A 23,963-nucleotide genomic window follows, 5' to 3' on the forward strand; every position below is an offset into this window, starting at 1 on the left:
TCGTCAGACCAGTCGGCCTGTGCGACCATGGCCCGCGTGCCGAGCTTCGAACTGACCACCTCGTCGCTCACGGACGCGTTGTCCAAGGCCGTCGGCGACCGGATCGTCAGCGGGGACATCGCCCCCGGGGAGAAGGTCACCGAGGCCCGGCTCGTCGGGGAGTACCGGGTGGCCCGCCCCACCGCGAAGGCCTGCGTCGAGCGGTTGACCGTCATGGGGTTGTTGCGCCGCACCGTGCACCGGACCGCCGTCGTCCCCGTCCTCGAGGCCGCCGACATCGAGGACCTGTTCCTCAGTCGCAGCACCGTCGAGCTCGCCGCCGTCCGCGTCCTCGCGGCCCGCTCGTCCACCCCGTCCCCGGCGCTGGCCGCCCAGCTCGAGATCGAGGCCGCGGTGGCCGCCGAGGACTTCGACCGCCAGGTCCAGGCCGACGTGCAGTTCCACACCGCGCTCGTCGTCGGGACGGGCAGCGAACGCCTGCGCCGCATGCACGAGATCATCATCGGTGAGGTCCACCTGACGATGGGGCTGCACGCGGCCCACCGCACCGCGCCCGGCAAGAAGATCGCCGCCGAGCACGCCCGGGTCCTCAAGGCCCTCAAGGCGGGTGACGTGGAGCGGGCCGCGAGCGTCATGCGCGATCACCTCGACTCCGCGCGCGACCGGGTCCTGGCCCGTCAGCCGACGGGCTGACACCGTTCGGCCAGGCCCACCAGCAGGCTGCGCAACCCCAGCTCGAAGGAGAGCCGGGACCGGTCCCCGGCGGTCTCCCGCCCGGCCCGGATCGCCGCCGACAGGGTCGGCGCGTGCTCGTCGTCGTCGGCCCAGACCGTCAGCGGGGCCCCGGCGTCGAGCGCGGACCCCAGCACCAGCGAGTCCAGCACGGTGATGGCGTGCAGCACGTCGACGGGGGCGAACCCGTCGCGGGCGAGCACCTGGGCGCACTCCTCGTACCAGGCCAGGGTGAGCGGGTTGCTGACGGTCTGCGCGGTGAGCAACGGGACGACGTGCGGGTGCGCGGCCATCGCCGACCGGTACTGCCGGGCCCACGCCTCGACGTACTCCCCCCACGGCAGGGTCGGGTCGGGGCCCGGGTCGGAGCCGGTGAGCACGCCCCGGACCCCCTCGACGATCTCCTCCTTGCCGCCCGGGACGTGGTGGTAGATCGAGCTGGGGGACACCCCGAGCCGCCGGGCGAGACCGGGCAGGGTCAGCTGCCCGGTCTCGTCCAGCAGGGCCAGGGCCTGCTCCAGCACCAGCTCCCGCGACAGCAACGGGTTCTTCGGGCGGGCCATCAGCGCGCCGGGGTCGGTTGCTGCTGGGTGATGCAGTGGATCCCGCCCCCGAAGCGGAAGATGTCGCGCGCGTCGACCAGGACCACCTCGCGGCCCGGGTAGGCCTTCTCCAGCACCGCCTTCGCCACCGCGTCCTGCGGGTCGTCGAAGGCGCAGAGCACGACGAACCCGTTGCCCACGTAGTGGTTCACGTAGGAGTAGTCGACGAGCTCGCCCTCGACCTCGAGGGTGTCCGGCGCGGGCAGGGCGAGGACGTCCAACCGGTTCCCGGCGGCGTCGGTGGCCTGCGACAGGATCTCGGTGACCTCCCGGCTGACCTCGACGTCGGGGTGCCCGGCCGCGGTCTGGGTGTGCACCAGCACCGTCCCGGGCCGGGTGAAGGCGGCCACGATGTCGACGTGCCCCCGGGTCCCGAACTCGCCGTAGTCCGCGGTCAGACCGCGGGGCACCCAGATCGCGGTGGTCGTTCCCAACCGGGCGTGCACCTCGGCCTCGACCTGTTCCCGGCTCCACCCGGGGTTTCGGCCCGGGTCGCGCTGAACGGTGTCCGTGAGCAGCACGGTGCCCGCGCCGTCGACGTGGAAACCCCCGCCCTCCTGGACGAACGTCGTGCTCTCGCAGGCGGTCCCGGCCTGCGCGGCGACGAACCGGGCCACCTGGGAGTCGTCCTCCCAGCGCGACCAGGACTGCCCGCCCCACCCGTTGAAGGTCCAGTCCACGGCGGTCACCCCGGTCGCCCCGTCGGCACCGCCGTGGACGAACGTCGGGCCGATGTCGCGCATCCAGGCGTCGTCGAGGGCGGCCTCCACCCGGGTGATCGAGGGGTCGAGGAGTTCCGCGGCGGCGGCCGCCGAACCCGGGTCGACCACCACGGTGACCGGTTCGAACCGGGCGACGGTGTTCGCGACCCGGCTCCACGCGGTGCGGGCGCGGGCGAGTTCCGGGCCACCCTCCTCCTCGAACGTGGCGTTCGGGGACGGGAAGGCCATCCAGCACCGGTCGTGGGCCTCCCACTCGGCCGGCATCCGGCGCCCGGCGGCAACGTTGTCGCTCATGCGTGACTCCCTACGAGCTGGGTCGGGTCGGTGATTCCGTCGCGGTGCACGATCTCAGAGTCGACGACGGTGAGCAGGCACGGGGCCTCGGCGAACTCGTCCGGGTCCACCAGCAGCGGGTCCAGGGCGTAGGCGGTCAGGTCGGCGCGCAACCCGGGGCGCAGCTGCCCGGCCACCCCGCCCAGGCCGGCGGCCAGGGCGGCCCGGTGCGTGTAGCCGGCCAGCGCGTCGGCGGCCGAGACCGCCTGACCGGGCAGGACCGGCTCGTCGGAGGTGCCCGACCGACGTCGGGTCTGGGCGTCGGCAACGATGCGCCGGGGGTCGTAGGGGGCGATCGGCCAGTCCGACCCCAGCACGAGCCGGGCCCCGGCCCGGACCAGGTCGCCGCAGCGGAAGGCGCGCTCGGCCCGCTCCCGACCCAACCGCTGCGACCAGTTGTCGGTCTGGTCGGCGCGCGTGTAGTGGGTGCAGTGGGTGGGCTGCATGCTGGCGGTCACGTCGAGCGCCCGGAACCGCGCCACGAGGTCCGAGGGCATCGTCTCCAGGTGCTCGATGCGGTGCGGGACCCGCCCCCGCGGGGTCGAGGCCAGCGTGTCCAGCACGTAGCGGATGCCCGCGTCGCCGATGGCGTGGGTGACGACCGGGACGCCGTGGGCGCTCAGCTCGGCCACCGCGGCGCGGTACTCGGCCGGGTCGGGCCAGAACGGGGTGGTCGACTCCCCGTGGGTGTCGGCCTCGTCCAACCAGGCCGTCCCGCCGTCGATCGTTCCGTCGATCATGAACTTGGCCCCGTCCACCGACCAACGCCGGCCGCCCAGCCGCTGCTGCTCGACCACCCCGGCCAGGTGGGCCAGCGAGACCCCCGGGGACACGAACGGGGCGAACCGCCAGCGCATCGGCAGCTCCCCGGCCGCGTCGAGGTCGCGGACCAGGTCGTGGGAGTCCTTCTCGAAGTCCATCGCGTTGCCCGCGGTCAGCCCCGTGGACGCCATGGCCCGCAACAGGTCCCGGAGCCGGGCGCGCCGCTCGGGGCGGGACTCGGCGGGCAGCGCCGCGGCCACGACGTTCACGGCCTCCATCTCCAGCAGGTGCCCGGTCGGCACGCCGTCGGCGTCGCAGACGATGCTGGCCCCGGAGGCGAAGGGCCGCGCGCCGTGGACCCCGGCCCGGGCCAGCGCCGCGGGACTGGCCAGGGCCGAGTGCGCGTCGAACAGGTTGAGGAACACCGGAACGTCCGGACCGACCGCCTCCACGACGGGGGCCGCCGTGATCGGCGCCCCCTCGAAGCAGTTCGGGTCCAGACCCCAGCCGCGCACCCAGTCACCCCGGCCGAGACCGCTCACCGCGCGGGCCAGCACGGACCGCAGCTCGGCCGGCGTGGCGACCCCAGACAGGTCCAGGCCCACGGTCAGATCGAGACCCATCACCGGGTGGCTGTGCCCGTCGACCAGCCCCGGGGTGATGGTGGCGGCCCCGAGGTCGAGCACCTCGCTGCCCGGTCCGGTCCAGTCGGGGATGTCGGCGCGCTCACCCACGGCCAGCACCAGCCCGTCGCGCAGGGCGACGGCGCTCGCCCGCGGGCACTCGGGGTCGAGGGTGTGGATCGTGTCGGCGGCGAGGACGAGGGTCGGGCGGCTGGTCACGAACGGACTCCTTCGCCGGTGGCGGGGCTGGTGAGGGGGGTGGTCGTGCTCTCGTGACGCCGGACGTCGGGTCCGCCGACGGCCTCGAACACGGCGGGGCGGGCGCGGTGCAGGTAGCGGGCCCAGGCGATCCCGACGAGCAGCACCGCGGGGACCATCGCCGCCAGCGCCCAGGTCGAGGCCTTCGGCATCCCCGTCAGCAGGTCGAGGTGGAGGGTCAGCAGCACGAGGACGACGCCGAGCAGGACGGTGGCGAGCCCCGCGGCGGCCGTGGCCACCCGGAACCCCCCGCGGCGCAGCAGGAACACCGTGACCGCGAGGGAGGTCATCAGCTGCAGCAGCACGACCCCGACGACCCCGGGGGTGTTCACCAGCAGCAGCAGCTGCAGGTAGGGGTCGAGCGCGGCCACGGCGAACGCGGTGACGACGACCACGGCCAGGACCGACTGCGCGCTGCCCGCGGTCGCGGGGGAGCCGAAGCGGGGGTGGACCCGGCCGAGCCCGGCGGGGAGCAACCCGTCCCCGGCCAGGACGAAGGTGTAGCGGTTGATCGCGTTGTGGAAGGCGAGCTGCGAGGCCAGGACGCTGGTCAGCACGAGCACGTACATGACGTCACCGGCCCAGGGCCCGACGAAGCGGTCCATCGCCGCGAAGAACAAGCCGGCCGGGTCGGTCCCGGCGGCCGCGACCACGGCCGAGTCGCCGAAGGCCTGCACGACCGCCCAGCCGACCAGGCAGTAGAAGAGGGCCAGGAAGGCGACGGCGGCGAACGTGGCGCGGGGGATGCTGCGGTCGGGGTCACGGGCCTCGTCGCGGTAGAGGGCGGTCGACTCGAACCCCATGAAGGCCGCGAAGCAGAAGCTGAGGATGGCGACCATGCCCGGGGCGAAGACCGCCTGGGGCGAGAACGTCGCGACGCTCAGACCGTCGGCTCCGCCGCGGGCGAGCACGCCGACGACGAGCAGGGCGAGGATCGCGGTCTCGGCCAGCAGCAGCACCCCGAGGACCTTGGCGCCGATGTCGATGCCGCGCCGTCCGAGCCAGGCCACGACGCCGATCGCGCCCAGCGCGAAGACCCACCAGGGGGCCTCGGTCCCGGTGAAGCGGGTCCAGGCGCCGGCGAACTGGACGCCGAGGAGTCCGTACACCCCGATCTGCAGCGAGTTGTAGGACAGGATCGCCAGCAGCCCCGACGCCGCGCCCACCGTCCGCCCGAGCCCCAGGGTGATGTAGCTGTAGAACGCCCCCGCCCCGCGGGTGATGCGCGTCATGGTGACGAACCCGACCGCGAAGATCGCGAGCACCGCACCCGCGGCGAGGTAGCCGACGGGGGCGCCGATGCCCCCGATGCTGATGGCCAGCGGGGCCAGGCCCGCCATGATCGTCAGCGGGGCGGCCGCGGCGACGACCATGAAGGTGATGCCGGCGGCGCCGATGGCGCCGGGTTTCAGCTGGTGCTCGGGGGAGTGCTCGGTGGGCTGCATGGTCGTCTCCTGCGACGAGGGCCGGGTGGAGCAGGTGCCGAGGACTCTAAACGAATGGCATTCGGTTTGTGAAGGGGTTCCTGCGATCTTCCCCCCGGACGACGACGGGGCGCCGCCGCACCCGGGTGGGTGCCGCGACGCCCCGGGGGCGACGGGTGGAGCTCAGCCGTGCTCGGCGCCGGCCCGCATCCGGGCCAGGAACGAGCGGGTCCGCTCGTGGCGGGGGTTGCCGATGACCTCGGCCGGCGGTCCGGCCTCGACGACGACGCCGCCGTCCATGAAGACGACCTGGTCGGCGACCTCACGGGCGAAGGCGACCTCGTGGGTCACGACGATCATCGTCGTCCCGTCGGCGGCGAGCTCGCGCATGACCGCCAGCACCTCCCCGACCAGTTCCGGGTCGAGGGCCGAGGTGGGTTCGTCGAACAGCATGAGTTTCGGCCGCATGGCCAGCGCCCGGGCGATGGCCACGCGCTGCTGCTGCCCGCCGGACAGCTGCGCCGGGTAGTTCTGCCGCCGGTCGGCCAGGCCCACCCGGTCGAGGAGTTCCGTGGCCCGGCGGGTCGCGTCCGCGCGGGACTCGCCGCGGACCCGGATCGGGGCCTCGATCACGTTCTCCAGCGCGGTCATGTGCGGGAACAGGTTGAACCGCTGGAACACCATGCCGATGTCGCGGCGCTGCGCGGCGATCTGCCTGTCGGTCAACCGGTGCAACCGACCGTCGACCTCGCGCAGGCCGACCAGGTCGCCGTCGACCCAGATCCGACCCCCGTCGATGCGCTCCAGGGAGTTGATGCAGCGCAGGAACGTCGTCTTGCCCGATCCCGAGGGGCCGAGCAGGCAGACGACCTCACCGGCGTGGACGTCCAGGTCGATGCCCTTGAGGACCTCGACGTGGCCGAACGACTTCGTCACGTTCACGGCGTGCACCAGAGGGTGCGGCGTGGGGGTGCTCACTTCGCACCCCCCGCGCCCAGGCTCACGCCGGCGGCCGGACGGGGGCCGTTCGAGACGTCCCCGAAACCGCGGCCGAACCGCTTCTCCAGGAAGTACTGCCCGACCATGAGGATGCTGGTGGCCAGGCAGTAGTAGATGATCGCGGCCATGCTGGTCGCGACGACCTGGAACGTGCGGCTGCCGATCTGCTGCAACTGGTAGAACAGCTCGGCGGTGACCGGGATGGCCAGCAGCAGCGAGGTGTCCTTGAGCATCGCGATGACCTCGTTGCCGGTCGGCGGCACGATGACCCGCATGGCCTGCGGCAGGATGATCCGCCGCATCGCCAGGCGTTTCGGCATCCCCAGCGCCTCGGCCGCCTCGTGCTGGCCCCTGTCGACGCTGAGCAGACCGGCCCGGGCGATCTCGGCCATGTAGGCCGCCTCGGAGATCCCCAGCCCGAGGATCCCGCCGATGATGGTCCCGCCGAGGACGTTGAAGATCGTCTGCTGCGAGATCGTGAAGAGCCGCAGTTCGGGGAGACCGAACCACTCGGTCAGCAGGAAGTCGAACGGCACCCCGATCGAGAACCCGGTGACGAACAGCGCGCCCAGGCCCCCGGTGAAGGTCAGCAGCACGAACCGCGGGACCGAGCGGAAGAACCAGGTGAACGTCCAGGACACCCCGGCCAGCACCGGGTTGTCCGACAGGCGCAGCACGGCCAGCAGGACGCCACCGAGGACACCGATGACCATGGCGATGACGGTCGTCAGCAGGGTTCCCAGGAGGAAACCCCGGATGACCGCGGTCTGGTTCATCGCCTCCAGCGTGAACGCCCAGTCGAAGGCCGGGTTCGTCACCAGGAGGTGGGCGAGCATCAGGACCAGGACGGCGATGACGGCGAGCGCCACCCAGCGCCAGGGGTGGCGGACCTCGACCGCGTCGATGCGCCCCGGCCGTTCCCCGGCCGGGGTGGCGCTCGGCTCGCTCACGGGTTGACCGGGAACTCGGTCACCGCGCCGGCCTCGGCGCCCCAGTTGGTCATCGCGGTCTCGTAGGAACCGTCCTTGGCGATCTCCTCGAGCGCCTTGGAGACGGCCTCGGCGGTCTGCCCGCCGCCCTTGGGCAGGACGATGCCGTAGGGCGCGGAGTCGTAGATGTCGCCGACCAGCTCGAGCTGGTCCCCGGTCTGCTTGACCGCGTACGCGGTGACGGGGGAGTCGGCCAGCATGGCCTGGACCCGCCCGCTGACCAGCGCGTTGGCCGCGTCGGCCTGGGAGTCGAAGGGCAGCACGGTGATGCCGGGCTTGCCGGCCGCGGTGCAGGCCTCGTTCTTCGGCGGCAGGTCGTCGAGCTGCTGGGTGCTGCCGGTCTGCACCGACACCGACAGCCCGCACGGGCTGTTCGGGTCCACGTTGTCGGGGTTGCCCTTCTTGGTGGCCCACTGGGTGCCGGCGCTGAAGTACTGCACCATGTCGATCTGCTGCAGTCGCTCGTCGGTGATGCTGAACGACGAGATCGCCGCGTCGTAGCGGTTCGCGCTGACCCCGCCGATGAGGCTGTCGAACTCGGCGTTGGTGAACTCGGCCTTGACCCCGAGCTTGGCGGCCACCGCGTTGATGATGTCGATGTCCATCCCGACGATCTTGTCACCCTGGAGGAACTCGTTCGGGGCGTAGGTCGCGTTGGTGCCGACCCGCAGGACCCCGGAGTCCTGCACCGACTGCGGCAGCATCGCCTTGAGCGAGGAGTCGGCCGCCACCGACGTCGCCGGGGCCTGCGAGCTCGCCCCCGGGGTGGACCCGGACAGGGAGTCCGAGCCGCAGCCGGCCAGGGTCAGGGCGCCCGCGGCGAGCAGGCCGCAGGAGGCGAGGAACGAACGTCGAGCAGTCGGCAGAGCCACGGTGCATCCTCCAGAGATCGAACGTGAGCCTGCACAGTGTGACCCACCCGACGTCGTGCTCCTGAACAGGCTGCGCGGTCCGGGTCAGTTCGTCACGCAGTTGTAACCGGGACCCGACGGTGAGCAGGGGTGAGGGCCCGGGCCGCGGTCCGACGCAGCACCGGCCGCCCGTCCCGGGTGCCCGCGTGCTCGACGGTGACCCCCGCCCCACCGGCCGGGTCCAGCGCCACGGTCATCACGCCGTTGTCGAACCACGGCCCGGCCTGCACCTGCCAGCGCACCGGCGGGTCCTGGACGCCGGCCGCCTGGGCCAGCCCCCGGCTGAGCGCGCGCAGGGGCCGGGAGTCCAGGATCCGGAAGGCGAAGCGCATCCCCCAGGACAGCGGGTTGCGGAAGGGAGACATGACCAGTTGGTGGACCTCGGTGCGGGTCCGGTCGACCCCGGGCAGCTGCACCTCGGCGGTGTAGCTGCAGTGCACGTCACCGGAGAGCACCAGGATCGAGGCGGGGGCCTGCTCGCCCGTGCAGACGTCGCGGAGCAGGGCGATCAGGTCGTCGAAGGACCGACGGAACGCCGACCAGTGCTCCAGGTCGGCGACCTGGCGGAAGTTCTCCGACCAGGCCTGCACCCGCCGCCCCCACCGGCCGTCGGCCAGCGCCTCGTTCCAGCCCTCGGCGTGGTGGATGCCGTGCACGAGGAACGGCGGCAGCGTCGTGGCCAGCAGCAGGTGCCGGACGGGCGTGAGCCGGCCCTCGCCGTGGGCCTGCCGGGTCACCCACTCCCACTCCTCGGCGTCGGTGATGCGGCGGTCACCGGGGGTGAGCTGCCGGGCGCAGCGGGAGTCGACCGCCACCAGTCGGGTCTCGCCCAGGTCGCGCACGAAGCTCCAGCGGGCCGACGACGGGTCGGCGTCGGCGAGCCGGGCGAACTCGTCGAGGATCTCGTCGCGGCGCTCCGGGTCGGGCTCGGCGCGCAGCCGGGCCAGCAGCGGGTCGGCCGCGATCTCGTCGGGGGAGAGGTTGCCGAGGTGCTGGTACACCCAGTAGCTCGCGAAGGCGCCCGTGACCCGGTCGCGCCACCACGGCTGGGCGGAGATCTCCTCCTTCCACGACGCGGAGGTGTTCCAGTCGTCGCGCAGGTCGTGGTCGTCCAGCAGCATCACGCTCGGCACGGTCGAGAGCAGCCAGCGGACGGCGCCGCCCCCCGCGCTGCCCTCGTGGTCGGTACGCGGGTCCCCGCCCCACGTCTCGTGGTACAGCCAGGTGTACTCCTCGAAGTCCCCGATCTCCTCCGAGACGTCGGCGTCGGCCTGCTCGGTGGGCAGCTGCTCCGACTGCGGGCGCCCGGCGTGACGCTCGCGCAACCGGCCGACGACCTCGGGGTTGGGCAGGTCGGCGTAGACCTGGTCGCCCACGAACAGCAGCACGTCGGGCCAGGAGCCGCCCGCGGCCTCGGGGTCCTCGGCGCACAGCCGCTCCGCCAGGGCGGTCAGCGCGTCCACCCCGAGCCGGTCGACGTCCTCCGCGGTGTGGCCGCCCGCCCGCCGGCAGGAGCCGAAGGACAGCCGGACGTCGCGCTCGACGTCGAGCGTGCGGATCCGGCTGGGCGGTCGGGTGCTGCCCTCCGGGGGCCAGACCCGGGACCCGTCGACCTCGACCCGGTAGGTGAGGTTCGCGGCGGCGGGGAGGTCCTCGACGATCACCAGGGCGTAGTGGTGGCCGTGCAGGGTGAGGGTCTCGGCCCCGGCCCGGACGGTCCCGGAGTCGGGCACGTCGACCAGCACCTCGACGCGGCCCGGGGCCTCGGTCTCGACCCAGAGGGTGGCCCGGTGCTCGCCGACGTGGCGCAGCATCGGCCCCAGCAGCAGGCCGGGCACGGCCGAGGGCGAGGGGGAGCGGGGGGCCGGCACCGACGAGGTCATGGTCGACATCATCCGCCAGCCGGCCCGCGGCGCGATCTCAGGGCTGCTGCAGCCCCAGCCACTCGTACCAGCCGGAGTGCAGGACCAGCCAGGCCAGCAGCCCGTACCCGGCCTGACCGGGGTGCACCCCGTCGGAGGCGGCGAGGTCGGCGTACCAGTCCTCGTGCTCGGCCAGCGGCCCGAAGGTGTCGACGTAGGCCACCCGACGCCGCGCGCAGACGTCGGCGAAGGCGTCGGCCAGGTCGGCGATGCGGTCGTTGCGGTCCTCGTCGGCGACCGGGGTCGGCCCCACGACCAGGGTCGGGAGCCCCCGGGCCTCGCACTCGTCGAGGATGTTGGCCAGGTTGAGGCGGCTGCGCGCCAAGGTGGTCCCGGCGTCCAGGTCGGCGTGGCCGAGCCCGACGATCAGGCGGTGCTCGTCGCCACCGGTGAAGCGACGCGCGGTCTCCTCGCGCCAGCGGGCGTTGAGGTCGGTCGTCGTCTCACCGGGCACGCCGAGCGGGAACAGGGTGATGTCGCGGTCCTCTCGGGGCGTGCGGGCCGAGACCCGGCCCGCCCACCCCAGGGCCCGGGGGTCGCCCACCCCGGTCACGAACTCGTCGCCGACCAGGCAGACACGCACGTCGTAGCGGCCGTTCACGTAGGAGGTACTCCTCAAGGGTTCCGGTGGTGCGCGCGGGGGGCGGCGGGGCGAGCCGAGGATATCGGTCGCGGCGGGGGCCTCCTCGCACGTCGAGCCCGCCACCGCACGGGGGCGGGGCGGGCTCGACGTCGAGGCGGGGCGGGGTCGGTCAGCGGTCGAAGGCCTCCTGGACCAGCTGCTGCTGCTCGGCCTGGTGCCGCTTGGCCGAACCGGCCGCGGGAGAGGCCGAGGCCGAGCGGGAGACCCGCCGGAACAGGGAGGAGTCGTGGGCGAACATCCCCATCGCGACGTGCGTCCAGCCGCCCTGGTTGGCCGGTTCCTCCTGGACCCACAGCGCCTCGGCGTCGGGGTAGGTGGCCCGGGCCGCGGCGATCTGCTCGGCCGGGAGCGGGGCGAGCTGCTCGACGCGCACGATCGCGGTCTTCTCGTCCCCGCGCTTGGTGCGCTCGGCGAGCAGGTCCCAGTAGACCTTCCCGGAGCAGAACAGGACCCGGTCGACGCTGCCCGCGTCCACCGTCGTGTCCGGGATGACCTCGCGGAACGTGCCCGAGGTGAAGTCCTCCACCGCCGACTGCGCTGCCTTGAGCCGCAGCATCGACTTCGGGGTGAAGACGACCAGCGGACGGCGCGGGCGGGCGTAGGCCTGCCGCCGGAGCAGGTGGAAGTAGCTCGCCGGGGTCGAGGGGACCGCGACGGTCATGTTGTCCTCGGCGCACATCTGCAGGAAGCGCTCGATGCGCCCCGAGGAGTGGTCCGGGCCCTGGCCCTCGTACCCGTGCGGCAGCAGCAGCACGACCGAGGAACGCTGACCCCACTTCTGCTCGCCCGCGGCGATGAACTCGTCGATGACGGTCTGCGCGCCGTTGAAGAAGTCGCCGAACTGGGCCTCCCAGAGGACCAGCGCGTCGGGCCGCTCGACGGAGTAGCCGTACTCGAAACCCATCGCCGCGTACTCCGACAGCAACGAGTCGTAGATCCAGAACCGGCCCTGGTTCTGCCCCTCGGCGTTCTTGCCCAGGTACAGCAGGGGGGTCCACTCCTCGCCCGTGCGGCGGTCGGTGAGGACCGCGTGCCGGGACACGAACGTGCCGCGGCGGGTGTCCTGGCCCGACATGCGGATCGGGGTGCCCTCCATGAGCAGCGAACCGAAGGCCAGCAGCTCGCCCCAGCCCCAGTCGATCCCGCCCTCGCGCGACATCTGCGCGCGCTTCTCCAGCAGCTGCATGAGCTTGGGGTGCACCGTGAACCCGGCCGGCGGGTTGGCCTGGACCTCGCCGATGTACTCGATGACGGCCTTGTCGACCGCGGTCGGGCGGGCCTCGGTGTCCGGGGTCCGGTCGTCGGCCTCCTGGGCCGCGGGCTTGTCCAGCCCGCCGCGGCTCTCGCCGTCGGCCGAGGCCTTGGAACCCTTGGTCTCGGCGAACGCGCGCTCCAGCTGGGCGGAGTAGTCGCGCAGCGCCTCCTCGGCGTCCTCGACCGTGATGTCCCCGCGGCCGATGAGCTGCTCGGTGTAGGACTTGCGGACCGAGCGCTTCTTCTCGATCAGCGAGTACATCAGCGGCTGGGTCATCGAGGGGTCGTCACCCTCGTTGTGCCCGCGACGGCGGTAGCACACCATGTCGATGACGACGTCCTTGTCGAACGCCTGCCGGAACTCGAAGGCCAGCTGGGCCACGCGGACGCAGGCCTCGGGGTCGTCGCCGTTCACGTGGAAGATCGGCGCCTGGATCATGCGGCCGACGTCGGTGCAGTACACCGACGAGCGGGCCGAGGCCGGTGCGGTGGTGAACCCGACCTGGTTGTTGATGACGACGTGCACGGTCCCGCCGGTGCGGTACCCGCGCAGCTGCGAGAGGTTCAGGGTCTCGGCGACGACGCCCTGCCCGGCGAACGCGGCGTCACCGTGGATGAGGACCGGCAGCACCGGGAAGGCGCGCCCGGCCAGGTCGATCTTGTCCTGCTTGGCGCGCGCGACGCCCTCCAGGACGGGGTTGACCGCCTCCAGGTGGGAGGGGTTGGCCGCGAGGTAGACCTTGGTCTGCTCGCCGTCCTCACCGGTGAACGTGCCCTCGGTGCCGAGGTGGTACTTCACGTCGCCGGACCCCTGGACCGTGCGCGGGTCCTGCTTGCCGTCGAACTCGCGGAAGACCTGCTCGTAGCTCTTGCCCGCGATGTTGGTCAGCACGTTCAGCCGACCGCGGTGGGCCATGCCGATGCAGACCTCGTCGAGGCCCGTGGTGGCCGCCCGCGAGAGCAGCGCGTCGAGCAGGGCGATGACGCTCTCGCCGCCCTCGAGGCTGAACCGCTTCTGCCCCACGTACTTCGTCTGCAGGAAGGTCTCGAACGCCTCGGCGGCGTTGAGGCGACGCAGGACGCGCAGCTGCTCGGCGGCCGAGGGCTTGTTGTACGGACGCTCCACCCGGTCCTGGATCCAGCGACGCTGCTCCGGGTCCTGGATGTGCATGTACTCGATGCCGACCGTGCGGCAGTAGGAGTCGCGCAGCACGCCGAGGACGTCGCGCAGGCGCATGTGCGCCTTGCCGCCGAACCCGCCGGTCGGGAACTCCCGGTCGAGGTCCCACATGGTCAGCCCGTGGGTCTCGACCTCGAGGTCGGGGTGGAACCGCTGGCGGTACTCCAACGGGTCGGTGTCGGCCATGAGGTGCCCGCGCACCCGGTAGGCGTGGATCAGCTCGACGACGCGCGCGGTCTTGTTGATCTGGTCGTCGTGGGAGATCGAGATGTCGCGGACCCAGCGGATCGGCTGGTAGGGGATGTGCAGCGCCTGGAAGACGCGGTCGTAGAACCCGTCCTCGCCGAGGAGCTTGGCGTGCACGATCTTGAGGAACTCGCCCGACCCGGCGCCCTGGATGATGCGGTGGTCGTAGGTCGAGGTGATCGTGATGATCTTGCTGACGGCGAGGCGGGTCAGGGTGTCGTCGCTGGCCCCCGCGTACTCGGCCGGGTACTCCATCGCGCCCACGCCGATGATCGCGCCCTGGCCCTTGACCAGGCGCGGCACCGAGTGGACGGTGCCGATCGTGCCCGGGTTGGTCAGGCTGATCGTCGTCCCGGCGAAGTCGTCGGCGGTCAGCTTGCCACCGCGGGCCCGACGCACGACGTCCTCGTAGGCGGCCCAGAACTCGGCGAAGTTCTTCGACTCGCACTGCTTGACCGCGGGAACCATGAGCTGACGGGTCCCGTCGGGCTTGGGCAGGTCGATGGCGATGCCCAGGTTGACGTGGGCCGGCTGCAGGACGGCGGGCTTGCCGCCCTCGAGGGTGTACGCCGCGTTCATCGAGGGCATCTGGCCCAGCGCCTCGACGACCGCGAAACCGATGAGGTGGGTGAAGGAGACCTTGCCGCCGCGGGCCCGCTTGAGGTGGTTGTTGATGACGATCCGGTTGTCCACCAGCAGCTTCGCCGGGACCGCGCGGACCGAGGTCGCCGTCGGGACCTCGAGGGACTCCTCCATGTTCGTCACCACGCGCGCGGCCGGGCCGCGCAGCTTGGCGACCACGTCGGTGCGCTCGCCCTCGGCCACCGGCGCGGCGAGGGCCGTGCTCGGCTGCGCGTCGCGCTGCACGGGGGCGTCGGCCCCGCCCGGCATGACCCGGGAGACGGCCGGTTCGACCGAGGGTCGGGCCGGGGCGGCGGGGGCGGCGGCCTTCGTGGGGCCCTTCGCGGGGGACGTGCCCGACGCGACCCCGGCCGGACGGGCCGGTTCCGCGGGCCGGGCCTGCTCGGGCTGCTCGGGCTGCTCGGCCGACCGGTTCTCGGCGGGGGCGCCGGCGCCGTTGGTGGTGGTGTGCTCGGCCGGGTTCTCGGCGGGCGCGTAGTCCTCGAAGAAGTCCCACCACGCCTTGTCGACGGAGTTCTTGTCGGCGAGGTACTGCTCGTACAGCTCGTCGACCAACCACTCGTTGGGCCCGAAGGTCGCGAGCGGGTCCTCGTGCTGCGAGGGGTGCTGAGGCACGGCGGTGTCGCCTTCTTCCTCGTGGGTTCGGCGGGACCCGTAGAGACTATCCCGCGCCCGCGCGACCCCGGCGAGGGGCTCGCGGCCCCTCAGCCCAGGGCGGGCGGCGTCGCGGGCAGGTGCACGTCGATCTGGCAGCCCCCGCCCCGGGGCGTGCTCGCGACCCGGATCGTCCCCCCGTGCATCTGCACCGCCCACCGGGCGATCGCGAGGCCCAGGCCGGTCCCCCCGTCGGAACGCGTCGCCGAGGAGCCGCGGGTGAACCGCTGGAACACCCGTTCCCGGTCCTCGGTCGCGATGCCCGGGCCCTCGTCGATGACCGAGATCCGGACGACCTCACCCGTCGTGTCGGCGCGCACCGTCACGGTCCCGCCGGCCGGGGAGTGCCGGGAGGCGTTGTCCAGCAGGTTGGCCACCACCTGGTGCAGGCGGGCCGAGTCCACGCTGACCTGCAGGTCCGGCGGGATCACGTCGACCACGAAGCGCACCTCACGGCCGGACATGGACATCGCCCGCACCGCCGAGGCGAGGAAGGGTTCGAGCCGGATCGTGTCCCGCTGCAGCGAGACCGCGCCCGCGTCCAACCGCGACAGGTCCAGCAGCTGCTCGACCAGCCGGCCCAGCCGTTCGGTCTGGGCCAGGGCGGTGCCCAGGGTCTCCTCGTCGGGTTCGCTGACCCCGTCGACGAGGTTCTCCAGCACCGCGTGCAGCGCCGAGACCGGCGTGCGCAGCTCGTGGGAGACGTTCGCGACCAGTTCCCGGCGCTCGCGGTCGACCGCCTCGAGGTCCTCGGCCATCCGGTTGAACGCGGTGGCGAGGGCCCCGACCTCGTCGTGACTGGTCGCCCGGACGCGCCGGGAGTAGTCGCCGGTGGCCATCGCCTGGGCCGCGACGCGCATGTCCCGCAACGGCGACGTCATCCCGCGGGCCAGCAGCTGGGTCACCAGCAGCGAGACGAGCACGGCGGCGGGCAGCGTGTACCGGGTGGGGATCTGGGCCTGCAGGCCGTAGCGGACCAGGAGCACCGCGACGACGGTGGTCGCCGCCACCAGCACGCCGAGCTTCCACTTCAGCGAGCCGATCGGGTCCAGGGGCCGGACGTCGGGGAAGGTGCGGCGGGTCGCCGCGCGGCGGGCCTCGGCGGCCGCACCGGTGATGGGGATGGGGCCGGTCAGGCCGCTCGGCTCGCGCTGCGGGAGGCTCACGCGCGGACCCCGCCCTCCGGGGTGCTCGGTTCGAAGGCGTAGCCCACCCCGTGCACGGTCCGGACCAGGTCGGCCCCGAGCTTGCGCCGCAACGCCTTCACGTGGCTGTCGACGGTCCGGGTGCCGGAGGCGTCGGCCCAGTCCCAGACCTCCTCCAGCAGCTTCTCCCGCGTCAGCACCGTGCGCGGGGAGCGGGCCAGGCAGACCAGCAGGTCGAACTCCGTGGGGGTCAGGTGGACCTCGGCGCCGGCCCGGCGGACCCGGCGCTGGGCGGAGTCCACGACGAGCTCGCCGTCGGAGACGTCGAAGCGCAGGGTCTCGGCGGGGGCGGGCGCCCCGGCCAGCAGCCGCGCCCGCTCGACCCGGCGGACCAGTCCGTTCACGCGGGCCACCAGCTCCCGCATGGAGAACGGCTTGGTCATGTAGTCGTCGGCCCCGACCCCGAGCCCGACCAGCTTGTCGGTCTCGTCGTCGCGGGCGGTGAGCATGAGGACCGGCACCGGACGGGCCGCCTGGACGCGACGGCAGACCTCGAGGCCGTCGAAGCCCGGCAGCATGACGTCGAGCACCACCACGTCGGGGTCGACCCGGGCGCACAGCTCCACCCCGCCCGGACCGTCCCCGGCCACCTCGACCGTGTAGCCCTCGGCGCGCAACCGCCGCGCGACCGCGTCGGCGATCGTGGGTTCGTCCTCGACGACGACGGCGGTGCGGGGGCCGCCCGCGGTCGCGGGGCTCTCGGCGCTCGGGAAGCTCATGGCCGAAGCGTAGAGCGGGCCGCGGGCCCCGACCGGGGGCGTCGACCCCCGGTCACCGGTCCTCCACGGGCCGCCCGCAACCTTCACGCGGTGCCCGCTCCGGGATAGCCCGGGCCGGTGACGCGACCTATGTTGCCCGGGTGCAGTTCCTCGGAGGCCGCGGCCCGCAGACCGACCTGACCTACAACGACGTCTTCCTGGCGCCCTCGCGCTCCCGGGTGACCTCGCGCCTGGACGTCGACCTCTCCACCGGGGACGGCACCGGGACGACCATCCCGGTCGTGGTGGCGAACATGACGGCGGTCGCCGGGCGACGGATGGCCGAGACGGTCGCCCGCCGGGGCGCCATGGCCGTCCTGCCGCAGGACCTGCCCCTCGACGTGGTCGCCGAGGTCGTGGGCTGGGTGAAGGACCGTCACCCCGTCTACGAGACCCCGGTGACCCTGCGCCCCGTCGACACCGTCCACGACGCCCTGCACCTGCTGCCCAAGCGGGCCCACGGGGCCGCGGTCGTGCTCGGCGACGACGACGAGGTGCTCGGGGTCGTCACGGCCGCCGACTGCGCCGACGTCGATCGGTTCACCCGGGTCGGGGACGTGATGAGCACGGCCCCCGTGGCCGTCGAGGCCGCCGAGGTCGAACGGGGCGGGCTCGAGGCCGCCTTCGACCGGCTGCACTCCGGCCGGCACCGCTTCGCCCCGGTCGTGCGCGACGGGCGGCTCGTCGGGGCGATCACCCGGACCGGGGCGCTGCGTTCCACCGTCTACACGCCGGCGCTCGACGCCGACGGACGACTGCGGGTGGCCGCGGCCGTCGGGATCAACGGCGACGTGGCGGGCACGGCGAAGGGGCTCCTGGCGGCCGGGGTCGACACCCTCGTCGTCGACACCGCCCACGGCCACCAGGAGAAGATGCTCGAGGCGCTCGCCGCGGTGCGTGGGGTGGACCCGCAGGTCCCCGTGGTGGCCGGCAACGTCGTCACCGCCGAGGGGGTGCGCGACCTCGTCGCGGCCGGGGCCGACATCGTCAAGGTCGGTGTCGGGCCGGGGGCCATGTGCACGACCCGGATGATGACCGGCGTCGGGCGTCCGCAGTTCTCCGCCGTCCTGGAGTGCGCCGCGGCCGCCCGGGAGCTCGGGGCCCACGTCTGGGCCGACGGCGGGGTCCGGCACCCGCGCGACATCGCCCTGGCGCTCGCGGCCGGGGCGAGCCAGGTCATGGTCGGCTCGTGGTTCGCCGGGACCCACGAGAGCCCGGGGGACCTGGCCCTGGACTCCGCCGGCCGGCCCTACAAGGAGAGCTTCGGGATGGCCTCGGCCCGCGCGGTGCGCGCGCGGACGCGGGGCGACTCGCCGTTCCAGCGGGCGCGCAAGGGGTTGTTCGAGGAGGGGATCTCCTCGTCGCGGATGATGCTCGACCCGCAGCGACCGGGCGTGGAGGACCTGCTGGACCAGATCACGTCCGGGGTGCGATCGGCCTTCACCTACGTCGGGGCGGGCACCGTCGCGGAGTTCGCCGAGCGCGCGGTCGTCGGTCTGCAGTCCAGCGCCGGCTACGACGAGGGCCGGCCGTTGCCCGCCGGGTGGTGAGGAGGTCCCGGTGGGGGTCGCGGTGACGGGCCGGGGGGCTTCCCACCCTCTACCCTGGTCGACGTCATGAGCTCATCTCCCGGGCCGCTCGGCGGCCGACCGACATCCTTGCCCGTTCGTCCCCGCCGCGGTGGTGGGCCGTCGTGACCGAGTGGTTGCTGCTGGGCGTGGGGGTGCTGCTGACCCTCGGGACCGCGGTGTTCGTCGCCGCCGAGTTCGCCTTCGTGACGCTGGACCGGTTCACGGTCGAGAAGGCCGCGAACGACGGGGACCGCCGGGCGGCCGGGGTGCTGCCCGCCCTGACCACCCTCTCCACCCAGCTCTCGGGCGCCCAGGTCGGCATCACCCTGACGACGCTGCTGGTCGGCTACCTGGTGGAGCCCTCGCTCGCCGCGCTGCTGGCCCCCGTCCTCGAGGCGGTCGGGCTGCCGGGCGCGCTGGTCGCGACCGTCGGCGTGGTGCTGGCCGTCGTCGTCGCGACCGCGTTCTCGATGCTGGTCGGCGAGCTGATCCCGAAGAACCTGGCCCTGTCGGTGCCGCTGCCCACGGCCGGGGTGGTCGCCCCGCTGCAGCGGGGTTTCACCTGGTTCATGAAGCCGCTCATCACCGTGCTCAACGGCAGCGCGAACCGGTTCCTGCGGGCCGTGGGCATCGAGCCGCAGGAGGAGCTCTCGGGGGCCCGCTCCGCGCGCGAGCTCGCCTCCCTGGTCCGCCGCTCGGCCGACCTGGGCACCCTGGACGAGGGCACCGCGAACCTGCTCTCGCGCACCCTGGTGTTCGGGGAGCAGACGGCGGCCGACGTCATGACCCCGCGGGTGCGGATGCGGGAGGTGCGGGCCGACGAGACGGCCGCCGACGTGGTCGTGCGGGCCCGGACCACGGGGCACTCGCGCTTCCCCGTCACCGGCACCGATGACGACGACGTGCTGGGCGCGGTCCACGTGAAGACCGCGGTCGCCGTCCCGCCCGCCCGGCGGGGCGAGGTGCCGGTCACCGCGCTGATGACCGAGCTGCGCCGGGTCCCGGAGACGCTGCGCCTGGAACCCCTGCTGCTGCAGCTGCGGCAGAAGGGGTTGCAGATGGCCCTGGTCGTCGACGAGTACGGCGGGACCGCGGGCATCGTCTCCCTGGAGGACCTGGTCGAGGAGATCGTCGGCGACGTCTCCGACGAGCACGACCGCGACCGGGGCGGCCTGCGCCGGCACCGCGACGGGTCGTGGACGGTGCCGGGGTTGAGCCGCCCCGACGAGGTCCGCGACACCGTCGGGATCGAGATCCCCGACGACAGCGCCTACGAGACCGTGGGGGGTTTCGTGATGACCCAGCTCGGCCGCATCCCGGCCGTCGGGGACGAGATCCGCCTGCCCGGCGCCGTGCTCCGCGTGGTCCGCATGGAGGGCCGCCGGGTGGAGCGGGTGCGGTTGCGCCCGCCCGTCCCCGCCGCCCCCGGGACCGGCCGCGACGAGGAGGTCCCCGCGTGAGCGACCTCGGCGCCCTGCTGCTGGCCGTGGTCCTGCTGGCCGCCAACGCCTTCTTCGTCGGTTCCGAGTTCGCCGTGCTGTCGGCGCGGCGCAGCCAGGTCGAACCCCTGGCCGAGACCAGCAAGCGCGCCCGCCGGGCGCTGCTGGCCATGGAGAACGTCTCGCTCATGCTGGCCGTCTGCCAGCTCGGCATCACGCTGTGCTCCCTCGGTCTCGGGGCGGTCGCCGAACCGGCCGTGGCGCACCTGCTCGAACCGGTCTTCACCGACCTCGGTGTGCCCGAGGGCCTGGTGCACCCGGTCGCGCTGGTCATCGCCCTGACGATCGTGGTGTACCTGCACGTGGTGGCCGGGGAGATGATCCCCAAGAACATCTCCATCGCGGGTCCCGACCGGGCGATCCTCGTGCTCGCCCCGCCGCTGCTGGCCATCGCCAAAACGATCAACCCCGTCATCCGGGCGCTGAACTGGCTGACCAACCTGGCCCTGCGGGCGATGGGGGTGGAACCGAAGGACGAGGTCTCCTCGGCCTACACGGTGGAGGAGGTGTCCTCGATCGTGGCCGAGAGCCGGCGGGAGGGGACCCTGCCGGACCGCAACGGTCTCGTCTCCGGAGCCCTGGAGTTCTCCGACCGCAGCGTGGGCGACATCGCCGTCGGCGTCTCCGACCTCGTCACGGTCACCGAGGGCGCCACCCCGGCCGACGTCGAGGCGCTCGTCGCCCGGACCGGGTTCAGCCGCTTCCCGGTCTGCGACCACGACGGCGACCTCGTGGGCTACCTGCACCTCAAGGACGTCCTGTACGCCGACGACGAGCGCTACACCCTGCCCGTCCCGCACAAGCGCGTCCGTCAGCTCGGCACCCTCGGCGCGGTCGAGGAGGTCGAGGACGCGCTGGCCGCCATGCGGCGCACCGGGTCGCACGTGGCCCGGGTCGTCGACGCGGGGGGCGAGGTCGTCGGGGTCGTCTTCCTCGAGGACGTCATCGAGGAACTGGTCGGCGAGGTCAGCGACGTCATGCAGCGGGCCGCCCGCGGCTGATCCGCGAGCGGCCCGGGGTGGGACGGGTCAGCGGCGGGCCAGGCGACGCCCGCTGGGGGTGTCGGCCGGGACGTACTCCAGCGAGTAGTGGGCGTAGATGCGCGGTTCGTCGTCCGGACCGAGCTCCTCGTCGGTCGCGAAGGCGGGGGCCGCCTTGACGATCTCCTTGGTGAACGCGACGCGGATGTCGGCGCGCCCGACCGCGGCCTGGTTCAGCGGGACCAGGACGACCTTCTTGAACCCGACCAGGCCGACCTCGACGGCCGCGAACAGCCACTCGTCGGTGGCCGCGTCGACGTAGACCGAGGCGAGGGTGCCGATCTTGGCGTCGGTGACGTCGACGACGGCCGCGCCCTTCCACTGGTTCAGGTCCTGGACGAGGATGCTCATGGGCGAACTGTGGCGGAGCCCACGCCCGCCCGCCACACCGGCCCCGCCCTGCACAGGCTCTGCACCCGGACGCCACGCGGGGGTCACCGCCACGGTTGGGAATCGCCGGGAGCGGCTGCCAGACTTGGGGGCGGGATGAGCGATCAGACACAGCAACGGACGACACTCACGATCAACTGGGTCCAGATCGCCGGCGGCGCCCTGGCCGCGGTCACCTCGGCGGTCCTCCTGGCCGGGCTGAAGAGCCTCGGCACGTACGGGACCCTCGTCGGGGCGGCGGTCGGGAGCGTGGCCGCCTCGACGGCCGCGGCGGTCTACAGCCACTACCTGGCCGCGAGCCGCGACCGCGTCGTCGAGACGACGCGACGGTTGCGGCGACCCCAGCCGGTCCCGGACGACCCGGACCAGTCCTCCGACGACGACCTGCCCGTGCTCGAGGACCAGGCCGAGGGCGGGCCGGCGCCGCAGGACCCGCCACCCGGTGCGCCCGATCCCGCGCGGCGGAGGTGGCGGGCCCGGCACTCGGTGCTGCTCGGGGTCGTGGCCTTCGTGCTGGCCGTCGGGGGCATCGCCACCTACGAGGTCGTCACCGGCAGCAGTGTCTCGGCCCAGGTGCAGGGGACGACCAGCAGCGACGACGGCGTCTCGACGGGCGTCTTCGGCAACTCCATCACGCAGGCCCCGGCGACCCCCGTGGTCACCGACACCCCGACGGAGTCCGGGACTCCCACCACCGCCACGACGGACTCGCCGACGACGAGTCCCACGGCCACCGGCACCGCCACCGACGGCACGACCGCCTCGTCCACGGCGACCGGGACCTCCGGCTCCGACGCGGGGGACGGCTCCGGCTCGCAGGCGACGGACGGCTCCGGCACCCAGGCGACCGACGGGTCGGGGGCGACGGCCACCGGTGGGGCGAGCGCCCCGGCGGGTCAGGACGCCGACGGTTCGGGCGGGGCGGCCGGAGACCTGACCGCCACCACGCCGACCCCCTGACGTCGGCGGGACTGCGGTCAGTGGCCCGGGCGGCCGGTCAGGGCGACGGAGACGCCCAGCGCGATCATGGAGCCGCCCCCCACCCGGGCCACGGTCCGTGACCGGGCCGGGGTGCCGGCCAGCAGGCCCCGGGCGCGGCCCGCGAGCAGGCCCCACAGGGAGTCGGTGGTCAGCCCCAGCAGCACGGGGACGAGGGCGAGCAGCAGCAGCTGGGTGGTGACGTCCCCCGCGGTCGGATCCGCGAAGGGCGGCAGGATCGCGGCGAACAGGATGAACACCTTCGGGTTGGAGATCCCGACGACCGCACCGGTGCGGACCGCCCCCAGGGTCGACTCCCTCGGCCCGCCCGTGACCCCGGGCGGGGGGCTCGGGTGCCGGATCGCGTGCACGCCCAGCCAGACCAGGTAGGCCGCCCCGGCCACCTTGAGCAGCAGGAAGACCAGCTCGGACCGGTGCAGCACCGGTCCGAGGCCGACGGCGATGGCGACCGCGGCCGCGTAGGAACCGATCCCGTTGCCCACGACCCCGGCCAGCGCCACGCGCCGCCCCCGGCTCAGCGCCCGCCCGACGACGAACAGGACGCTGAGCCCGGGGACGACGATGAGCAGGGCCGAGGCCAGGGCGAGGGCGACGACCTGCTCGAGCGTGACCACGCCGGAGTATCGCAGGGGTGGTCGTCCCGGGCTGGTCGTCGTGGCGCGGGCGTCGTGGGGGACGCTCAGCCGCGGGGGGTTCCGCCCACCGGGGTCGCGGCGGTCAGGACGTCGCGCTCCGCGACCTCCCACCAGAGCTCGTGCAGCTCGTGGTAGCGGCTGCCGGGTTCCGTACGGCCCTGCCACGGCTTGTCGATGATGTAGTGCAGGTTCTTGACCTCGGCGGCGTCCCACATCTGCGGGTGCTGGTGGTGGAGGGTCTTCAACGCGTTGTAGACGTAGGGGACGGGCAGCCAGCGCCCCGCGAAGAACTCGTTGAGGAAGTCCTGCTCGGCGAACTGGTACCCGGCCAGGTCGTCGAGGTCGTCCAACCGCTCGACGAGGGCGTCGTACACCGCGCGGTCGGGCTCGATGACCAGGAACCCGCCGTTGAAGTAGTTGTCGACCGCGTCCGGCTCCTGCGTGTGGTCGACGCCGCGGCAGTAGGTGTAGAAGCAGTTCTCGGGTCGCCAGCTCGCGGGGTAGCTGGGGATCCGGTTGGGGTTGCACCGGCAGGCGTGGCAGGCCGCCGGGGCGCCCTCGGGCAGGTCCATCGAGAACAGTTCGTCCATGCCCGCGACGGCGAGCATGTCGGCGTCGAGCACCACGAGCCGCTCGAACTCGGTGAGGTTCCAGGCGCCGAGCTTGGTCCACACCTCCGCGAACCGGGCGTTGGCGTAGTGGGTCTCCAGGCTGTCGTCGGGCCGGAGCGAGGGCAGTTCGCGGACCAGGAAACCCTCGTCCCGCAGGCTCTCGCGGGTCGGCTCGTCGATGTCCGACGTCACCATCACCACGAACGGGTGCTCCGTGCCGTGCCGGCGCAACGACGCGTCGAGGACCCGGACCCCCACGAGGTAGTCGGGTTGGGTCAGGAGGGTGGCCCACGCCTTCATCGGTTCTCCCTGGGTCGTCGGGGGTCGTCATTCGGGTCGGACGCCGGGCTCGGCGGGGG

At 73.2% G+C, this 23,963-nt stretch carries 20 protein-coding genes; 5 read left to right on the forward strand and 15 right to left on the reverse strand.

Translation table 11 applies throughout. The features are described from left to right. The first annotated feature begins 27 nt into the window (after positions 1–27). On the forward strand, positions 28–693 hold the full coding sequence (locus ACFFKU_RS05300) for a GntR family transcriptional regulator (RefSeq protein ID WP_380136263.1): 666 nt from the start codon (positions 28–30) through the stop codon (positions 691–693). Here ACFFKU_RS05300 and ACFFKU_RS05305 read toward each other — a convergent pair. The 12 genes from ACFFKU_RS05305 to ACFFKU_RS05360 all read right to left on the reverse strand — a co-directional run bounded on the left by ACFFKU_RS05305 (position 678) and on the right by ACFFKU_RS05360 (position 16,820). Further along, positions 678–1,295, reverse strand: coding sequence for a TetR/AcrR family transcriptional regulator (locus ACFFKU_RS05305; RefSeq protein ID WP_380136265.1), 618 nt, complete (start codon positions 1,293–1,295; stop codon positions 678–680). The two genes, ACFFKU_RS05300 and ACFFKU_RS05305, sit on opposite strands and share 16 nt — an antisense overlap. Next, positions 1,295–2,350: an agmatine deiminase family protein gene (locus ACFFKU_RS05310; protein ID WP_380136266.1), complete on the reverse strand. Its 1,056-nt coding sequence runs from the start codon at positions 2,348–2,350 to the stop codon at positions 1,295–1,297. Before ACFFKU_RS05310 ends, ACFFKU_RS05305 begins: the two co-directional genes overlap by 1 nt. Then, a complete protein-coding gene (locus ACFFKU_RS05315) occupies positions 2,347–3,993 on the reverse strand; it encodes an amidohydrolase (RefSeq protein WP_380136268.1) in 1,647 nt (548 codons plus the stop codon). The genes ACFFKU_RS05310 and ACFFKU_RS05315 overlap by 4 nt, the downstream gene beginning before the upstream one ends. Next, positions 3,990–5,477, reverse strand: coding sequence for an APC family permease (locus ACFFKU_RS05320; RefSeq protein ID WP_380136270.1), 1,488 nt, complete (start codon positions 5,475–5,477; stop codon positions 3,990–3,992). The genes ACFFKU_RS05315 and ACFFKU_RS05320 overlap by 4 nt, the downstream gene beginning before the upstream one ends. A 162-nt stretch (positions 5,478–5,639) precedes the next feature. After that, entirely contained in the window at positions 5,640–6,434 is a 795-nt protein-coding gene (locus ACFFKU_RS05325) for an amino acid ABC transporter ATP-binding protein (protein WP_380136272.1), read from the reverse strand. Next, positions 6,431–7,405 carry an amino acid ABC transporter permease gene (locus tag ACFFKU_RS05330; RefSeq protein WP_380136273.1) on the reverse strand — a complete coding sequence of 325 codons (975 nt, stop codon included), beginning with the start codon at positions 7,403–7,405 and terminating at the stop codon, positions 6,431–6,433. Before ACFFKU_RS05330 ends, ACFFKU_RS05325 begins: the two co-directional genes overlap by 4 nt. Continuing rightward, complete coding sequence (locus ACFFKU_RS05335; RefSeq protein ID WP_380136275.1) at positions 7,402–8,316, reverse strand: ABC transporter substrate-binding protein; 915 nt, start codon at positions 8,314–8,316, stop codon at positions 7,402–7,404. Before ACFFKU_RS05335 ends, ACFFKU_RS05330 begins: the two co-directional genes overlap by 4 nt. 92 nt (positions 8,317–8,408) lie before the next feature. Further along, positions 8,409–10,238 carry a DUF7800 domain-containing protein gene (locus ACFFKU_RS05340; protein ID WP_380136276.1) on the reverse strand — a complete coding sequence of 610 codons (1,830 nt, stop codon included), beginning with the start codon at positions 10,236–10,238 and terminating at the stop codon, positions 8,409–8,411. 37 nt (positions 10,239–10,275) lie between these two features. Further along, positions 10,276–10,878, reverse strand: a complete 603-nt coding sequence (locus tag ACFFKU_RS05345; RefSeq protein ID WP_380136277.1) for a GDSL-type esterase/lipase family protein — start codon at positions 10,876–10,878, stop codon at positions 10,276–10,278. A gap of 151 nt (positions 10,879–11,029) precedes the next feature. After that, positions 11,030–14,857 carry a multifunctional oxoglutarate decarboxylase/oxoglutarate dehydrogenase thiamine pyrophosphate-binding subunit/dihydrolipoyllysine-residue succinyltransferase subunit gene (locus ACFFKU_RS05350; protein ID WP_380136279.1) on the reverse strand — a complete coding sequence of 1,276 codons (3,828 nt, stop codon included), beginning with the start codon at positions 14,855–14,857 and terminating at the stop codon, positions 11,030–11,032. Between the two features lie 89 nt (positions 14,858–14,946). Next, complete coding sequence (locus ACFFKU_RS05355; protein WP_380136281.1) at positions 14,947–16,062, reverse strand: sensor histidine kinase; 1,116 nt, start codon at positions 16,060–16,062, stop codon at positions 14,947–14,949. Then, a complete protein-coding gene (locus ACFFKU_RS05360) occupies positions 16,059–16,820 on the reverse strand; it encodes a response regulator transcription factor (RefSeq protein WP_380136282.1) in 762 nt (253 codons plus the stop codon). Before ACFFKU_RS05360 ends, ACFFKU_RS05355 begins: the two co-directional genes overlap by 4 nt. 140 nt (positions 16,821–16,960) lie before the next feature. On the opposite strand from ACFFKU_RS05360, the gene guaB1 reads away from it, so the two are divergent. The 3 genes from guaB1 to ACFFKU_RS05375 all read left to right on the forward strand — a co-directional run bounded on the left by guaB1 (position 16,961) and on the right by ACFFKU_RS05375 (position 20,930). After that, on the forward strand, positions 16,961–18,409 hold the full coding sequence (guaB1, locus tag ACFFKU_RS05365) for a GMP reductase (RefSeq protein ID WP_380136283.1): 1,449 nt from the start codon (positions 16,961–16,963) through the stop codon (positions 18,407–18,409). Positions 18,410–18,552: 143 nt separating this feature from the next. Further along, entirely contained in the window at positions 18,553–19,890 is a 1,338-nt protein-coding gene (locus tag ACFFKU_RS05370) for a hemolysin family protein (protein ID WP_380136284.1), read from the forward strand. Next, positions 19,887–20,930, forward strand: coding sequence for a hemolysin family protein (locus ACFFKU_RS05375; protein WP_380136285.1), 1,044 nt, complete (start codon positions 19,887–19,889; stop codon positions 20,928–20,930). The genes ACFFKU_RS05370 and ACFFKU_RS05375 overlap by 4 nt, the downstream gene beginning before the upstream one ends. A 27-nt stretch (positions 20,931–20,957) precedes the next feature. Here the strand turns inward: ACFFKU_RS05375 and ACFFKU_RS05380 are convergent, their stop codons facing one another. Beyond that, positions 20,958–21,320, reverse strand: a complete 363-nt coding sequence (locus ACFFKU_RS05380) for a PRC-barrel domain-containing protein (protein WP_380136287.1) — start codon at positions 21,318–21,320, stop codon at positions 20,958–20,960. Between the two features lie 135 nt (positions 21,321–21,455). On the opposite strand from ACFFKU_RS05380, the gene ACFFKU_RS05385 reads away from it, so the two are divergent. Beyond that, positions 21,456–22,319: a hypothetical protein gene (locus ACFFKU_RS05385; protein WP_380136289.1), complete on the forward strand. Its 864-nt coding sequence runs from the start codon at positions 21,456–21,458 to the stop codon at positions 22,317–22,319. A 17-nt stretch (positions 22,320–22,336) separates the two neighbouring features. Here ACFFKU_RS05385 and ACFFKU_RS05390 read toward each other — a convergent pair whose 3' ends face one another. Continuing rightward, positions 22,337–22,972 (reverse strand): LysE family translocator, encoded by a 636-nt coding sequence (locus ACFFKU_RS05390; RefSeq protein WP_380136291.1) that lies wholly within the window; start codon positions 22,970–22,972, stop codon positions 22,337–22,339. Positions 22,973–23,037: 65 nt separating this feature from the next. After that, positions 23,038–23,904 carry a glycosyltransferase family 8 protein gene (locus ACFFKU_RS05395; RefSeq protein WP_380136293.1) on the reverse strand — a complete coding sequence of 289 codons (867 nt, stop codon included), beginning with the start codon at positions 23,902–23,904 and terminating at the stop codon, positions 23,038–23,040. Positions 23,905–23,963: the final 59 nt, after the last annotated feature.

Origin of the sequence: Kineococcus gynurae (assembly GCF_042433995.1) — a bacterium.
Taxonomy (GTDB): Bacteria; Actinomycetota; Actinomycetes; order Actinomycetales; family Kineococcaceae; genus Kineococcus; species Kineococcus gynurae.

Coding starts and splice junctions, on each gene's coding strand:
- ACFFKU_RS05300 (WP_380136263.1), top strand. CDS start 28: ATGGCCCGCGTGCCGAGCTTCGAACTGACCACCTCGTCGCTCACGGAC.
- ACFFKU_RS05305 (WP_380136265.1), bottom strand. CDS start 1,295: ATGGCCCGCCCGAAGAACCCGTTGCTGTCGCGGGAGCTGGTGCTGGAG.
- ACFFKU_RS05310 (WP_380136266.1), bottom strand. CDS start 2,350: ATGAGCGACAACGTTGCCGCCGGGCGCCGGATGCCGGCCGAGTGGGAG.
- ACFFKU_RS05320 (WP_380136270.1), bottom strand. CDS start 5,477: ATGCAGCCCACCGAGCACTCCCCCGAGCACCAGCTGAAACCCGGCGCC.
- ACFFKU_RS05340 (WP_380136276.1), bottom strand. CDS start 10,238: ATGACCTCGTCGGTGCCGGCCCCCCGCTCCCCCTCGCCCTCGGCCGTG.
- ACFFKU_RS05360 (WP_380136282.1), bottom strand. CDS start 16,820: ATGAGCTTCCCGAGCGCCGAGAGCCCCGCGACCGCGGGCGGCCCCCGC.
- ACFFKU_RS05380 (WP_380136287.1), bottom strand. CDS start 21,320: ATGAGCATCCTCGTCCAGGACCTGAACCAGTGGAAGGGCGCGGCCGTC.
- ACFFKU_RS05385 (WP_380136289.1), top strand. CDS start 21,456: ATGAGCGATCAGACACAGCAACGGACGACACTCACGATCAACTGGGTC.
- ACFFKU_RS05395 (WP_380136293.1), bottom strand. CDS start 23,904: ATGAAGGCGTGGGCCACCCTCCTGACCCAACCCGACTACCTCGTGGGG.